Below are 15,464 nucleotides of genomic sequence, written 5' to 3' on the forward strand. Positions count from 1 at the left end.
TCTGAAGATACCTGCGAAGTATTTATTTAAAATTAATACTGATTCAAATTAAAAAATGTCTTGATAAAAAAGTTAGAATTACTGAGTTATTAACTTTATTGTAATTGGCTTTAAAAAAAAGACTTACATTTTTTTAATGTGTACTTTGCCAATACAAGAACTTTCTTATATTTGTTATCCCTCTTGAAATGTAAGCCTAGTGAAATCAATTATTTATGTGTTTTGTTTGTTGTCATTTATCACTGTTTTTGGACAAAGTAAGTCGCAAAAACCAACACTTGTTTATGATAACACCAAAAAAATCGAAGACCGAAATGGTCATTTGATAACCGATTCTATTCAGCGAAAAGTCTTTTTTGAGAACCAACAAAAGCAATTGGAGTTGCTTAGAAAAAACAGTGCTAAGTCGACTATGGCCTTACCAGCGGTTCCTATGTGTACTAATGGGAGTTTTGAAGAATTTGAAACCGTTTCAGCCAATACGGTTTTAAAAAATTATGAATACACTACCGGAGAACCTTTAAATCCGATGCAGTGTAAATCGGTTTCGGAATATGCCAATTTGAGAATTAAACAGTACAATCCTTCGGATTATGGATTAATGGCCTCCACAGTACCTTCGAATTTTATTGACGAATATATTGGTAACATTAATGCATTTGATCAATATACGCTGAAAATTAATTACAAAGATTCTTCTCCTACGATGGGATTGATTCAGACGAAGCGTTATAAAACTGACAATGAAACCATTTTTAAATTTAATTATAAAGCCGTTTTACAGAGTATTACTGAAAACGATCATGACAATGAACAACCTTATTTTAAGGCTCGAATTATTAATAATGCAGGTGCTGTGGTTAGTGAATTTTGTTTGATTGGAAACCCGGCCGACTGTATTTTTACACAAGCCCCTACTTTGGAGGCCGGGAGCATCATTCTTTATACGCCTAATTGGCAATCAGGCCTTTTAGATATTTCGAGCATACCTAACAATCAGGAATTTACGGTTGAATTTATGGCTGCCCGTTGTGGTTTAAACGGTCATTTTGGGTATGCTTATATTGATGATATTTGTTTGTTGCATTCGAATGAAAGTTTACAAGGAAGTATTGAATTAGACCCGTTGTACAAAATTTGTCCTACCCTACCGATTTCTGTTTGCGGTAGTTTTAGCTTGCCTAACTCGGGGGGAATTACGGCTACGATTACCACTATTGATTTAAAAGTTTATGATGCTACTAATGCTGTTGTTTATACAACACAAACTCCGGCATCACTTAATTTGACGACTAAACGATTTTGTTTTGATTTGACTGCGGCTAATTTACCCAATGTTCTTACCGGGAGTTATAATGTGAGTGCTACTATCAATTTTGGTATTGTACAGACCGATTGTCTTGGAACCAGCTTTGCCTCGGCTACGGATGATGATGCCAATCCGGGTTGGGACATTTGGTTTTTAAATTGTGTCAGCTGTAATCTTGATTTACAATCTACCAGTCTTACTGCTTGTGACACTAATCATGACGGGAAGGAATTTTTTAACCTTAGCAGCGTGGAAAGTATCATTACTACTCCGCAACCGGGATTGGTTTTTAGTTATTACACTACATTGGCTAATGCTACCAATGATACAAATGCCATTGCCACTTTTGCTAATTACGAAAGTCCGACGACCACCATTTTTGTCCGCGCAACCTTAAGTCCGACTTGTTATAAAATAATTGCCATTAAGCTGATTGTTCGAAATCCAACGGCTTCTATAAGCGGGATCTTGAATGTTTGCAGTGGCAGTACTGTTTTGACGGCAACCGCCGGGACAAGTTATTTGTGGGCCAACAGTTTAGGAACTTCGCAGAGTGTTACAGTTACCGCTACGGGAACCTATTCGGTTACTGTAACCGATAACAATGGTTGTGTAGCTAATGGAACTGTTACTATTTTGAGTAATAATGTGGCGCCTTTACCTTCTATAGTGCTTACCCAACCTACTTGTTCTACCAGTACGGGCTCTATTCAGGTTACTTCACCTGCATCGGAATATAGTTATGATGGGGGTACTACTTGGGTTACCAACTCAACGATGAGCAATCTACCGTATGGTACCTATTTGGTCAAAGTGAAAACGGCTGCCGGTTGTATTTCGTATAGTTCGAGTGTAAACATTATTGCCTTTTTATCTTCGTTTCCTAATTTTTCGGCTGTTGACCCTACGTTTTGCGGAGGATTAGGTAGTATAACCATAACGTCTCCAGCCGCTTTTTACAGTTTTGATGATGGCGTTACTTGGACTACTGATAATACGGCTACAGGATTACCCTCTGGGATTTATTTAATTCGAACGAAAGATGCGGCAGGCTGTATTTCTAATTTTAACAGTGTTACTTTGAGCAGTGAATTTTTAGATCCACCACTGTATATTAAAGACAATCCCTTTTGTGGTAATCCCGGCAGTATTATCATTACAACACCGGCTGCTGAATACAGTTTTGATGGAGGGACTACCTGGCAAACTTCAAATACATTGAGTAATTTAAGCAGTGGCAGTTATATTATTAAAATAAAAGACAGCCAAGGGTGTACATCGCCAAATGTTTATGTTTATTTAAACAATTTAGAAAATAGTTATCCGCAGTATGCCTTAGACGATGCCGGTTGCGGTACTTATGCCACCATTACTATACTTACACCGGGTGATTTTTATAGTTTTGACGGTGGAACTACATGGAGTACCAATCCTGTGCTGACCAATTTAAACGGTCCTGCATCTTTCAGTATAATGGTAAGAAAAGGAGCTGCCTGCAAATCGTATTCGGCCAGTGTGTATGTAAACACTAAATTTTTACCAATTCCTTCTGTTACTGATTATGCGACCACTTTGTGTGACAGTTTGAATGACGGTTCGGAAAATGTAGATTTAACGCTTTACAATGCTAATCTTATTGCCAACTCAACCTCATACAATTACAGTTACTACACTAGTTTAACCGCGGCTCAAACCGGGAATTCTTCGGGGTTAATTACCAATTTTACTGCCTGTAATTTGAGTAACAGTAATAACAAGGTTTTTGTTCGAATCACTTCGACCGACAGTTGTTCGGCGGTGGCTGTATTACAATTTACTTTTATTGATTCGCCAAGAATTTATATGGAAGACCGCTATCCATTGTGTGAGTTTAAATTTGCTATTATTGATGCCGGAGTTGGTTTTGACAGTTACCATTGGTCTTCCGGTCAAACGGTACATGCGGTATCCGTTATTCATGACGGCAACTATTCGGTTACTGTTACCGAGAATCACCCCGCCGGTTTGGTTTGTAGTTCAAAAAAAGACATCACTGTATTTTTATCGAACCCGGCAACAATCACAAAAATAGAAGAATTTGACTGGACCGAAGTGGACAACAGCATCATTATAACGGTTACCGGTTTGGGGATATATGAATATTCAATAGACGGTGGTCATTATCAAGATTCGAATAAATTTGAGCATTTAAAACCCGGCATTTATAAAGTATTTGTAAGAGATAAGTATGGTTGTGGTGTGGTTGATGATGAAGCTTTGCTATTGAATTATCCAAAATTCTTCACCCCAAACAATGATGGTGTCAACGACAATTGGAGGATACGTTTTTCACAATTTGAACCGGAAATTGACATAAAAATATTTGACCGCTACGGGAAGTTGCTCATAATAATGGACAGTGATGAAGCCTGGGACGGTACGTATAACGGGCACTTAATGCCATCGGATGATTATTGGTTTTATGTTACCCGAAGCGATGGAAAAATTCACAAGGGACACTTTGCCATGAAGCGATAATGGGATTATTTCCCTTCTTTTTTTCTTTCGGCAATAAAATCGTTTAGTTTTTTACCATACATTGACTTGGCAACTTTTGGTGACATTCGTTTTTGGATGGTGTCTAAATATTTTAGGTTGATGTCGTAAATCTCGGCTAAAGTCACATAGGGAGCCACTTCATAATCACCATGATTTACTGCGAAATTAGTTGTGTACAGGTATTTTCTTTTTTGAATGTTTTTTTGTTCCTCATCAATCTTAACGACTTCCTCAGTCTTTTTGTCTTTGAAGGCTTGGAATTTTTTTTCAATCAAATCCAAATCTTGATCAACGTATCTTGAGACCACTTTTTTGTATTCATCATATAGTTCCTGATTTTTAGACCCGGTAATTTTGACATCAGCGGTAAAGAAATCAAGTGAAGTTTCGATATTCATCTTTCCTTTTTCGGCAAAAAAAGCAATATTATTGTCTAAGGAATTGGTTACTCCTCTATCTAAAAACAAGTATAACATTTCGGGCGACTGCAAATCGAATTCGCTGGTAAAATGAGAATCACCATTAATTTTGATGGTATCAATTGCAACCAAAACCGTGTCTTTCATTCTTTGAATGTATAAAGTGCCGTTTTTTAATCCTTTGATATTTCCGTTTAAAACAAAATTTTTATCTGATTTTTTTCAGCACAAGAAATTAAAAGAAGTAGGGAAAAGCAAGCAATAACAGATTTGTACATGGTTTTAAATTTTACAGAGTTTCATTTTACTTAAAGGTCTCGGGTGGCAATATTACTAAAAAAAATCCTCAATCAGCTGAACCGATTGAGGATTTAAATTAGTTGTTTTGCAGATTATCCTTTTAACCAAGCCACATTTAGTTTTGCTTTAGCCGTATCGCTCATGTTGTATCCTTCTTCTTCCTGCATCGCTAATTTTACTTTACCATTGATGGTTTGCTCTTTACCGTCTCTTTTTATTTTGACACTGATAGGATCATCAATTTCCCAATTTTGACTTTCCATTATCATATCATAAATGGTGTCTAGATTGTATGGCTTGTCATTGATTGCTACAATGATATCCCCACCTTTTAAACCTAAAGTATTCATAAACTCATTGAGTCCCGAACCCGGAATTACCACAATTTCCTTGGTATCGGGATTGATGGTGATATAAGGCGTTGACGGATCTTTTAAAAACGGATTCATCGGAACCATGATTTTTGTTTTATTGACACCCATTTTGGCAAAGTAAACATCATACGGAATTGGTGTTTTACCAGCCACATATGTATTTAAAAACTCGCCTACTTCGGGATAAGTCAGAGCCGTTATTTTGGCAAAAAGTTCCTCATCATTAAATGGTTTGCTTGGGCCGTATTCTTTAGATAATTTTTTCATTAAGTCTAAAATCCCTCTTTCACCATTACTTTTTTCACGGATGATAATATCAATGCACATACCTATTAATGCTCCTTTTTCGTACACATTCAAGTATTGGTCTTTATAGGGTTGTACCAAAACATTAGCGCTCATTTCAGTGAAGGGCATGGTATCATTCATTTCGGAGGCATTTTTGATTTTGCCTACCATTCTTTGGTAAAATTCATCGGCATCAATTAATCCTTGGTTTACTTGAAATAAATTGGCAAAATATTCGGTTACTCCTTCGTACATCCATAAATGTTTTGACATCTTAGGATCGTTGTAATCAAAATACTGAATTTCTTTAGAATGGATGCTTAGGGGGGTTACAGTGTGAAAAAACTCATGAGACACTACATCTTTTATTTGTTCACCAAGACCGTCAGCCTGCATTAATTCAGGGAAACAAACTGTTGTGGACGTATGGTGTTCTAAAGCTCCAAACCCTTTGGCATCTGACTTCTGCATGTCCGATAGGTATAACAGCACTGTATATCTTTTATTGGTATTGATGGAACCTAAAAAGGCTTTTTGGGCACGCATCGTTTTTTCTAAATAAGGCAATAATGATTTGGCTGTATGGGTACCGTTAGGCGAATATACACTGAAAAGAATTTCCATGCCGTCAACCGTAAACGTTTCATAATCAGGTTTGGCATACATGATAGGATTGTCAACTAAATCAAAATAACGGGCCGCTATGAAGTGGTCTACTGTATCACTTTTGTTGGTATCTACCATTGAAGTGGCTCCGAAAAGTGACGCCGGATGTTTAATCGTTACATCATACGTAATCTCTTTTTTATCGTCAAAATAACCAATAAAACAATGGTTGTTTAGCATAAAGTTTTTACCGTCTTCTATATTACTTCCTGCCGGTGAGAAGATATCTTCTTTACCAAACCCACTTCCTTTTTCCGAATCATAGGTATCGTTTACCCAATAAGTTATTTTAGCTAACGTTTTAGCATTCGTGATTTTCCAGGAATTGTCGTCTGTTTTTGTGGTAGTTAATTCTTTTCCGGTTTTATCAAACGCCTTCAAATCATCTACTAGTTTTCCGTAATTATCGTAGGAATAGGTTCCGGGAACTGTTTTGGGAATATGAAAAACAATATCGTTGGTCATTAATTTGGGTGGAGTTAGGGTCACCATAAGTTTATCATCTTTTACCTGACTTAAATCGATGACAACTTTTACTGCTTCAGCCGGAGCCTTTTTTTGTGCTGTTGCCTTAAAGTTGAAAACTGATAAAACAATAAGAGCACTTAGGATTAATTTTTTCATTTCTAAAAAATTTATTTTCAAAATATGTCAGCAAATGTAACTAATAGTTACAATCGAATTTAACATTTTGGAATTGATTAACTAAAATGGCGAAAATAAAAAACTCTTGCAGAGCAAGAGTTCGTAGTTAATCAAATTTATTTTTGATGTAATATTTACTATCCAAGTCATCATCAAAATCGTCAATGATGGGTTTTGGTTTTGGTTTACTGCCGGTGGCTTTCTTTTTCCAAAGCTCAAAATTATCTTTGGATAACCGTTTGCGCATAAATTCGGTTACTTCATTTTCTGTCAGTCCAAATTCTTCTTTTATTACTTCAAAAGGTTTTCGTTCCTCTTGCGCCATACTGACAACGCGTTCTAACTGTTCGTTGTCTAATTCTGCTAACTTACTTTTTTTCATTGCTGTAAAAGCATTATTTTTTTAAATAGTTTTTAACTGATTGATTGGTAATTCAATATTAATAAAAAAATAATTAGTTCACAAACGACCCTCTCTTTTTTTAATCTTAAGAATTGGGCGAGCGGTATTTTTGGAACGGAATTGACAATAAATTCCATAAACGACTGTTTTCTTCAGGCTTCATGTGTGTATCCACTCCGTAAATTAGTTTATCTCTATCCAACGTTTTAAAAGTGCCGAACAACCTATCCCAAACCGAAAAGATATTCCCGTAATTGCTGTCCGTATAAGGCAAAACATAATGATGATGTACTTTATGCATATCAGGAGAAACAATGAAATAGCTTAAAAAACGGTCTGCTTCTTTGGGCAAAACTATGTTGGCATGATTAAACTGCGTAGCCACAACGGATAGTGTTTGATACAAAAAAACCATCCACATGGGGCTTCCGACAATTAAAATACCGAGCGTAGTAAAAATAAATCGCAACACACTTTCTCCGGGATGGTGGCGGTTGGCTGATGTGGTGTCGATATAAGTATCGGTGTGGTGAATCAAATGAAAGCGCCAGAGGAACCGAACTTTGTGTTCAATTAAATGAACAAGATAGGCGCCAATTAAATCTAACAGCAACAATCCAACTAGCATCATAAACCACGGATTGAAAGTAGGCAACCAATTCAGGATTCCGAAATGGTGGTCGGTGGTCCAAGTAGCTGTATTTAATAAAATCAGTGCCAAACAAAAATTGACAAGCATGGTGGTAATGGTAAAAAAGATATTGATTCCCGCGTGTTTCCACTTGTTGTAGCCGAATTTAAAAAAAGGTACTGCGGTTTCAATCAACCAGAAAAAGGTTATGCCTCCTGCCAAAATGAGTGCTCTGTGCGAAGATGGAATCGATGAAAAATAATGGATTATTTCATTCATGATTTTGTTTTTATCAAATATAACAAAATAACGGTTTGCCTTTTATCAAAAATAAAACCCCAAACTCACAGGGAATTTGGGGCTTTATATAATTTAAAAAAATGCTATTACTCTTTAATCACTTTTAAGGTTTTAACCTGATTGTCGGTCGTAACTTTTACAATGTAAGTTCCTGAGCTTAAATTTGACATATCAATGTTGCCTTCGGTGGCATTCAAAATTTCTGTTTTCACTTCTTGCCCTACTATCGTGTAAATGGATACGGCTGAAATAGATTTATCAAAAGAAACATTCAATATATTTTTTACCGGATTAGGATAAACCACTAAGTTTTTCAAATCAAAATCAGCGTTTCCTAAACTGGTTTGTACACTGATTACATTTCTGAAAACCGGTCCCCAAACACCGGTATTGTCTTTTATACGGATATTTAAAACATGTAATCCTACTGCAGGTAATGCGATTCCTGTTTTGGTTAACTGTTCAAAAGCACTGTTAAAGTTACCATCTGTTGCTGAAATGGGAGTAGCCAGTCCATATCCCGGATCGGTATCCCAAAAATATTCGGCCTGTACTACTGAGGATTGTGCTGAAGCGGCGACTATCATTAAAAATGCCGCTATACTATATATAAATTTCTTCATCTTTAGTTTATTTAAAATTATTTAGAATAACCTGAACCGTTGATGCTCAAGGTACTGGTGCTTAAAATAGCTCTTGGCGTAACTAAGTAGTTCACTTGTGGCATACCACCGCCGTCAGCCGGCCAGTAGTTTTCCCAAGAATTAGAACCTCCATAATGACCTGCGTCATTTCGGGTTAAGTCTAAATCAGTATAGATGAGCGCAGGATTTCCTGCATTTACATTCATACCGGTTATGGTATAGTATGTATTATCGAAATTCATGTTTACGTTACCGGTATTATTGTTTTGTGTAGTCACGCCTTCTGAAACATACGTATTAGTAAAGACATTATAAGATGCCGTTACATTGACAAAACCATTACTTTGGATGCAAGAAGGGGTTTGAGCAACCACAAACGAGACCGCATTGTTCATGATAGCCAGGGTTCCAGTATTTCCTTCATTTACGCTGATATAAATGGGAGCTACATCGCCACCATTGGGTTGATAAACGGTATTGTTTATCATTTCATTAGTACTGCCATTTTTAATGGCATATGTATAAAGACCCGATGTAAAATTATTGTACATCTTAAAATTATAACTCGATTGCTGATTGGTAATTGAAAAATCGGCTGAATTTCCTATAATTTCAATATCATCTGTTGCAAAAACACTATCCGCACTAGTATTGTATGCCGTGATGGATTGCGTTCTGTTACCGGTAATTCTTCCATGTGAGAAGTATACAAACCCGCTAACGGTACATCCTGACATATTTGTTGTAGTGTTGGCCTGTGCAGTATCCACATTATTCAAATAGCAGTTGTATAGGTTTACCGTAGTTCTTCCTCCTGTAGTTGCAGTACCAACAACAACATTATAAATCGTAAAATTTCCTGAGCTTAGGTTATTAAACGTAACCACTCTGCCTGCTGATGGCGTAATATTAATGGTACCTTTAATAAAATACTTATTATAAATGTTTTCGGAGACAAAAGTCAGCGATTTGTTGATGGTAAGGTTTTCTACAAAAGCAGACCCGTCAGTTTTGGGTTGAATAATAATTCGGTCCCCATTCGCTGCCGCCGTAATGGCTGCACTTACAGTAGGATAAGCACCACCCGCACCTAAATTCCTAACATGCAAGTCAGCTGCATATGCCATGGAGGTAATAAAACCTGCCAATGCCATAAGAAGTAATTGTTTTTTCATTTTTAAATTATTAGATTGAAGTTTATTTTGAGAGCGCAAAGCAACAGCTTTTTTTTTGTTTCAAATAATTTTTAACTGTTAAATTTAGACTGAAATTCATAATAGCATGCAGACTGATTTTTTAGAAGAAACTCAGAGGAATACCCGCCATGTTTACCCAATTAGTAACAGTATAATATAGCCTGACAGGACAATTGAAATCCCGCAGGCTATTTCATTTTTTTACTTTTCCAGTTTCAACCAAACATAGTCGTTCCATCCTTCAATCAAACGGGTTGGGTCAGTGTTTTTAGTTCTGTCTTGTTCCGGAATTAGTACAATTTTCTTGTCTTTTACAGTAAAATTGTAAATTCTCGGTTTCTTCTCACTGTCTAAAGTCACTTCTATTTTATAAGCACCATCCGTTAGGCTACCAAATTTAATCTCATTCCCATTAGCTTTATCCGTACTTTTCATAGCACACGAAAACTCTCTCCACTCCGCTCTTTCCACCTGAGCATCATTAGGCGTATTGCCATAATGTTGGGCAAAAGGTTTATTGTCTTTATACATTTTTAAACTCCATTTAACCGATTTAATCGTTTTTCTGGCGTTTGACGGATTAGGCATGAACTCTTCATGATTCAAATAAAATCCAAAGATTAGGTTTCCGGATTCGGCATGATTTAAATAAGCATAATTATTCCATGGCCCACGTGTTAAATACATTTCGCTGGTTTCGGCATACGAATCATTGTTAGTCAGCTTGTAAATTTCGAAATCAAAAGAATAAAACATTTTATCTCCGGCATAAAAATCCAAACGGTACATGCCCGTTCCATTCTTTTTAGCATCGATATCCGTATCCCCTACCCATTCTCCGTCACGCTTATATCTGCTGGTTGGGTTGTTATACTTTGTTTTCTTACCATCATCAAAGACTTGATTTCCTGAATATTCAAAATAAGTAAGGTATTGACCGTCTTTATACACCTTGATTTTCAAATAGTTTTCTTGGTCATAAATCGGATCTACCGTCGTTCCGTTTATCGTTTTGTTTGGGATAAAAGTGGCCGTATAGCTTTCTAAGTGAGTCAAACCTCCTATACCAATATTGGTTCCGTATAGCAAAGAGCTGAAAGTTACAGCAGGAGTTTGCTTGAAGGTATTCCAATCTAATTTTAATCCACTCGAAGCACCACCGCCTGCTTTCTTTTTAGTGTTTTTTAGTACTTCTTCCCCTGTTTTGACTGTGTTGCTGGCGCTATTAACATCACTTGCCGCTTTTTTAAGTTTACCCAATAATTGAGCATTGGAGTTGGTTAAAGAGAAGAATAACAACCCGATAATCAGTAGCTTTTTTTTCATTTGTTTTGATTTTAATTGTTTTTGTTTTTAACGTTTTTGTGAAATAACAATGCAATGATAAACCAAAGAAAAATGCGAATTTTAGCCAATGTATATGCGGTTCCTTTTGGAATATATTCGTAGAAATCTAAAGGATATTCGTTTTTGAGTAATCTTATGCCTGAAGGTTTTCCAGCAGAATCAGAAAATCTTCTTTTTTGCGGACAGAAAGCGGAATAGTCGTTTTGTTTTTCATGACTATGGTATTGCCTCCATCCGTTTTAATAAAATGATCAAAATATGCCATATTGATTAAATGGGATTGATGCGGCCTGAAAAAATTGTAGGGCGTTAGTAGCGCTTCATACTCTTTAAGGTTAGTAGACACAATTAACTTGGGCGCATTAATAAAATTGAAGGTAGTATAATTTTTATCCGACTCACAATTGACCACGTCCTGAATATTGACCGAGTAAATTTTGTCTGCCGTTTTAAGAACCAATTTTTGAAGATTTTTGGGTCTTTCCAGATTGGCAAATAAATTATTCAATTTCATGTCAAACACTTCTTTACTCAGGGATTCTTCCGCTTTTTTAACGGCTTCCACCAGATGATTTGCGTTTAACGGTTTTAATAAATAATCAATGGCCGAAAATCGGAAAGCCTTAATGGCAAAATCTTCATATCCTGTAATAAAAATCACTTTGAAAGTAAAAGGAGTCAGGTTTTGGAGTAACTCAAAGCCCGTTCCATCTGGCATTTCCACGTCAAGAAAAACAATATCCGGAGTCAATTGCTTTATAATTTTTACTCCCGATTCTACCGAATCTGCCTGTCCAATAATAGCAATATTGGGGCAGTTTGCCTTGATAATGGTAATATTTCTTTTTCTGATATTTTCAATATCGTCAATGACAATCGCTCGTAACATAGTAATGCTTAGTTTTCGTAAATATAAGGTATTTCAAAAACAACTTTGGCTCCAACAACATTGGTGTCTTTATCCAATATATTAGCGGTTTGAACCACAAAATCCTGATTTTTGGTATAGTTAATCAGACGTTCTTTGGTAATGGTCATGGCCAATGATTTGTGATTAGTTGTCTTTGCAGTAGTATCAAATCCTTTACCATTATCAGAAACTTCAAAAAACAATTTGGCTTCTTTCAAGAAAAAATGAATAGCCACCAAGCCGTTTTCGGTTGTATTACTCAAGCCGTGTTTTATAGCATTTTCTATGAAAGGCTGCGTCAGCATCGGCGGTAAAAATATAGTCTCAGGGTCAATCGTATCTTCAACGGTAATGGTAAAGTCGAATTTGTTGTTGTATAAAAGCTGTTGGATGAAAAGGTAGTTCTTAATCATTTCAACTTCTTCAGAAAGTAAAATGTAATTCTCATTGGAATTTTCGAGTATTTGTCGGGTCAGTATCGAAAATTTGGTTAGATAATCAGCCGCTTCCTCCTCCTTCTTGTCATAAATCAAAGCCTGAATATTTTCTATAGAGTTGAAGATAAAATGAGGGTTCATTTGCGTAATCAACAGCTTTTGCTTTATCTGGTTTTTCTCCAAAGCATTGATGGCTTGTCTTTGTTTGTTGTTTCGATAATAAAAATAACCTCCGAGCAATACCAGTAAAAGTATTCCTGAAAGCCCAATCAACAAATTGTTTTTGGCAGCGGTTTTCTTTTCTGCATCTAGCTTTAGAGCTGAAATTTTCTTTTCCTGTGCTATCTTGCCTTTAAGTTCCTTTTTTTCAAAATTATACTTCAGCTGTTGCTCCTTAAGGGAATTGCGAGATTCATCATTACTGATCGAGTCACTCATTAAATAATAATTGTTCAAGCTCTTCAAGGCTTTTTCAAACTGCTTTGTTTTGGTATACAGTCGGTTTAAGAAGTCCATGGCGTACATCTGTGTGTCCAAATCTTGATGTTCCTTCCCAATAGCATTTGCTTTTTTCAGGAATTCTTCTGCTTCTTTAAACTTTTTTTGCTCAATGCAAAATTCTCCAATAGTGATATAAAGGTTGGCTTTCCATATCTCGGGTTGGTCTAATTTCAGTACTTCTTGGATTTCTTGATTGGCCAAATCATATTGTTTTCGCTTGAAATGAATCCTTGCTATTTTTTCCAGTAGCGGACTCATTACCGGTGTATAATTTATTTTTTTTGCTTCGGCAAGTCCATTATTGAAATAGGATAAAGCGATATCATCCTTTCCTTTCAAAAGGTAATAATGTCCTATATTTTGATACAGTGCCGCTAATGCAATGCTATCATCCATAGTAGGCTCCTTAACCGTTGAATAATACGCCAGCGCTTTTTTATACAAGCCAAGACTCACCTCATATTTTTGTTGATCGTTATAAACGTTGGCCATAATGGTTTGTGCATAGGCAACACCACTTTTATCATTATCTTTTTCGTAAATTTTCAATCCTTTATAATAAAACTCTAATGCTTCGGGAGTCCTTCCTAAATTTCTTAATAGGGTCCCGGCTCCCATCAAGGCATCTGCCAGTTTTCTGTTGTTTTTTATTTGTGTAAATATTGGAATTGATTTGTTTACCATCTCAAGTGCAGTCGAAGGATTATCACTTTCAAGCACTATGGCTTTATTAAGATAATAATCACCTCTGGCCAAGAGCCAAAATTGTTTTTGCTTTGACGTAAGGTTAGGCTTTGCCAGGTTTCTGTCCGAAAGTATTTTGGTCTGCTCTACGTAATAATCATAGTCCTTTTCATGGGGAGAAATTAAGTGAAAAAGGTGGGTGATTACAGTATACTTCTCTTTATCGTTACATGTTTTATAGGCCGCTTTGAGAGAATCAGCATAGGTTTGTGCGTAGGAAGATGAGAAAATAAAAAAGAAAATTAATAAGGAAGCAATTCGGGAAATTTTAAACATAGTAGGATTTTGATAATAGTATAACGGAGGCTAAAATAAGGAAATAAAAAATAACATTTTTGAAAACGAAAATTCCAAACTTAACTTGAATTTACTTTTTTTGCATCCTAAACTATTTTATAATTCTGAATGTAAGATTGATACGAGGGCCAATATCTTTAGCTGTTTTCGGAATTTGGTGTTTCCAGAAATGCTGGGTTGCTCCTTTCATAATAAGCAAACTGCCATGCTCAAGTGTGATTTTTAATTTTTGATCTTTCATCGAATTGTGTTGCAAATGGAAAGACCGTTCGGCACCAAAACTCACCGAAGCGATTACCGGATTTCGGCCCAATTCCTTTTCGTTGTCAGCATGCCAACCATTGCTGTCTTTACCATCGCGGTACTGATTGAGTAAAACGGTGGTGAAATTTTCAGGACAAACCTCTTCAATTTCATTTTTGATAAACATTAGTAACGGATTCCACGCATGCGGTTGCATAACAATATTGGAATAACCATAGGGCTTGCCTTCGTTGCCAAAAAGTGCCGTTAATCGGGGTTGTGGATGGGTTTTACCAAAAACCGTTATCAAATCCTGTTGCCACGGAATTTCAGTTTTTAGTTTTGTAAAAAGTTCATTGGCCCTCTCATAATCAAAGAAACCTGGATAGTATTCTATCTCGGCATCCGGGAGCGAAAAGACAATTTTTTCTTTTGGAAAAAGGGAGTTCATCGCACAAAAATAAAGAGAAAAAAATGAATGATTTCACTCTTTTCTCTTCAAATAAATTGGATTATTATTGGACTACAAGTCGTCTTTTTTATCTAACAATAACTTATAAATAAATCCGGCAACAATAGCTCCGGCGATAGGTGCTACCCAAAACAACCATAATTGCGATAACGGTTCGCCTTGCGTAAACAATGCTTGTGAAGTAGAACGGGCTGGATTTACCGAAGTATTCGTAATTGGAATACTCACCAAATGAATTAGAGTCAATCCCAAACCAATGGCCACACCGGCAAATTTTCCGTTAGCCCATTTATCTGTTGCTCCAATGATGATTAATAAAAAGAACAGTGTCAACACAAACTCAGCCGCAAAAGCAGCAGACATCGAATAACCATCTGGCGAAAAAGCGCCATACCCATTAGTAGCAAAAGCACCGGCTTTAGTATTATCAATGGCAAAACCTTCCTTTCCGGAAAGAATAAAAAGTAAAGTGCCGGCAGCTGCAATACCTCCCAAACATTGTGCAATAACATAAGGTACTAAATCCTTAGCCGAAAATCTTCCGCTAGCCCATAGCCCAAAAGAAACCGCCGGATTAAAATGTCCGCCAGAGATGTGACCCACAGCGTAGGCCATCGTTAAAACCGTTAATCCAAAAGCTAAAGCCACTCCGGCAAATCCGATTCCTAAGTTAGGAATTCCGGCTGCAAACAAAGCACTACCACAGCCGCCGAAGACCAGCCAGTAAGTGCCAAAAAATTCTGCGAATAGTTTTCTCATACGTTTAGTTTTTAATCATGTAAAGTCATGATGGTTAGTAT

At 36.5% G+C, this 15,464-nt stretch carries 12 protein-coding genes; 1 reads left to right on the top strand and 11 read right to left on the bottom strand.

Translation table 11 applies throughout. The annotated features are described in order from the left end of the window. Window positions 1-199: 199 nt before the first annotated feature. Window positions 200-3,826, top strand: coding sequence for a T9SS type B sorting domain-containing protein (locus GUU89_RS00935; protein WP_162126185.1), 3,627 nt, complete (start codon window positions 200-202; stop codon window positions 3,824-3,826). 5 nt (window positions 3,827-3,831) lie between these two features. Here GUU89_RS00935 and GUU89_RS00940 read toward each other — a convergent pair whose 3' ends face one another. The 11 genes from GUU89_RS00940 to aqpZ all read right to left on the bottom strand — a co-directional run bounded on the left by GUU89_RS00940 (window position 3,832) and on the right by aqpZ (window position 15,423). After that, complete coding sequence (locus tag GUU89_RS00940) at window positions 3,832-4,413, bottom strand: DUF4369 domain-containing protein (protein ID WP_317163838.1); 582 nt, start codon at window positions 4,411-4,413, stop codon at window positions 3,832-3,834. 245 nt (window positions 4,414-4,658) lie between these two features. Then, complete coding sequence (locus GUU89_RS00945; protein ID WP_162126186.1) at window positions 4,659-6,518, bottom strand: M61 family metallopeptidase; 1,860 nt, start codon at window positions 6,516-6,518, stop codon at window positions 4,659-4,661. Window positions 6,519-6,645: 127 nt separating this feature from the next. After that, entirely contained in the window at window positions 6,646-6,921 is a 276-nt protein-coding gene (locus tag GUU89_RS00950; RefSeq protein WP_162126187.1) for a TIGR03643 family protein, read from the bottom strand. Window positions 6,922-7,027: 106 nt separating this feature from the next. Beyond that, complete coding sequence (locus GUU89_RS00955) at window positions 7,028-7,852, bottom strand: sterol desaturase family protein (protein WP_162126188.1); 825 nt, start codon at window positions 7,850-7,852, stop codon at window positions 7,028-7,030. Window positions 7,853-7,959: 107 nt separating this feature from the next. Beyond that, window positions 7,960-8,496, bottom strand: a complete 537-nt coding sequence (locus GUU89_RS00960; RefSeq protein WP_162126189.1) for a T9SS type A sorting domain-containing protein — start codon at window positions 8,494-8,496, stop codon at window positions 7,960-7,962. Between the two features lie 17 nt (window positions 8,497-8,513). After that, a complete protein-coding gene (locus GUU89_RS00965; protein ID WP_162126190.1) occupies window positions 8,514-9,692 on the bottom strand; it encodes a hypothetical protein in 1,179 nt (392 codons plus the stop codon). Window positions 9,693-9,914: 222 nt separating this feature from the next. After that, the gene (locus tag GUU89_RS00970) at window positions 9,915-11,039 is read right to left on the bottom strand and encodes a hypothetical protein (RefSeq protein ID WP_162126191.1); all 1,125 of its coding nucleotides are present in this window, start codon (window positions 11,037-11,039) and stop codon (window positions 9,915-9,917) included. 154 nt (window positions 11,040-11,193) lie between these two features. After that, window positions 11,194-11,949, bottom strand: a complete 756-nt coding sequence (locus GUU89_RS00975; protein ID WP_162126192.1) for a LytR/AlgR family response regulator transcription factor — start codon at window positions 11,947-11,949, stop codon at window positions 11,194-11,196. Between the two features lie 8 nt (window positions 11,950-11,957). Then, a complete protein-coding gene (locus tag GUU89_RS00980) occupies window positions 11,958-13,928 on the bottom strand; it encodes a tetratricopeptide repeat-containing sensor histidine kinase (protein WP_162126193.1) in 1,971 nt (656 codons plus the stop codon). Between the two features lie 112 nt (window positions 13,929-14,040). Further along, window positions 14,041-14,643 (bottom strand): alpha-ketoglutarate-dependent dioxygenase AlkB family protein, encoded by a 603-nt coding sequence (locus tag GUU89_RS00985; protein WP_162126194.1) that lies wholly within the window; start codon window positions 14,641-14,643, stop codon window positions 14,041-14,043. A 72-nt stretch (window positions 14,644-14,715) separates the two neighbouring features. Next, window positions 14,716-15,423: an aquaporin Z gene (gene aqpZ, locus GUU89_RS00990; RefSeq protein WP_162126195.1), complete on the bottom strand. Its 708-nt coding sequence runs from the start codon at window positions 15,421-15,423 to the stop codon at window positions 14,716-14,718. Window positions 15,424-15,464 lie beyond the last annotated feature (41 nt).

The organism is Flavobacterium phycosphaerae (assembly GCF_010119235.1).
GTDB classification, from domain to species: domain Bacteria; phylum Bacteroidota; class Bacteroidia; order Flavobacteriales; family Flavobacteriaceae; genus Flavobacterium; species Flavobacterium phycosphaerae.

Bases quoted from the DNA above. Each gene is read 5' to 3' on its own strand.
- aqpZ (WP_162126195.1), bottom strand. From the start codon at position 15,423: ATGAGAAAACTATTCGCAGAATTTTTTGGCACTTACTGGCTGGTCTTC.
- GUU89_RS00955 (WP_162126188.1), bottom strand. From the start codon at position 7,852: ATGAATGAAATAATCCATTATTTTTCATCGATTCCATCTTCGCACAGA.
- GUU89_RS00985 (WP_162126194.1), bottom strand. From the start codon at position 14,643: ATGAACTCCCTTTTTCCAAAAGAAAAAATTGTCTTTTCGCTCCCGGAT.
- GUU89_RS00940 (WP_317163838.1), bottom strand. From the start codon at position 4,413: ATGAAAGACACGGTTTTGGTTGCAATTGATACCATCAAAATTAATGGT.
- GUU89_RS00960 (WP_162126189.1), bottom strand. From the start codon at position 8,496: ATGAAGAAATTTATATATAGTATAGCGGCATTTTTAATGATAGTCGCC.
- GUU89_RS00965 (WP_162126190.1), bottom strand. From the start codon at position 9,692: ATGAAAAAACAATTACTTCTTATGGCATTGGCAGGTTTTATTACCTCC.
- GUU89_RS00975 (WP_162126192.1), bottom strand. From the start codon at position 11,949: ATGTTACGAGCGATTGTCATTGACGATATTGAAAATATCAGAAAAAGA.
- GUU89_RS00970 (WP_162126191.1), bottom strand. From the start codon at position 11,039: ATGAAAAAAAAGCTACTGATTATCGGGTTGTTATTCTTCTCTTTAACC.
- GUU89_RS00980 (WP_162126193.1), bottom strand. From the start codon at position 13,928: ATGTTTAAAATTTCCCGAATTGCTTCCTTATTAATTTTCTTTTTTATT.
- GUU89_RS00950 (WP_162126187.1), bottom strand. From the start codon at position 6,921: ATGAAAAAAAGTAAGTTAGCAGAATTAGACAACGAACAGTTAGAACGC.
- GUU89_RS00945 (WP_162126186.1), bottom strand. From the start codon at position 6,518: ATGAAAAAATTAATCCTAAGTGCTCTTATTGTTTTATCAGTTTTCAAC.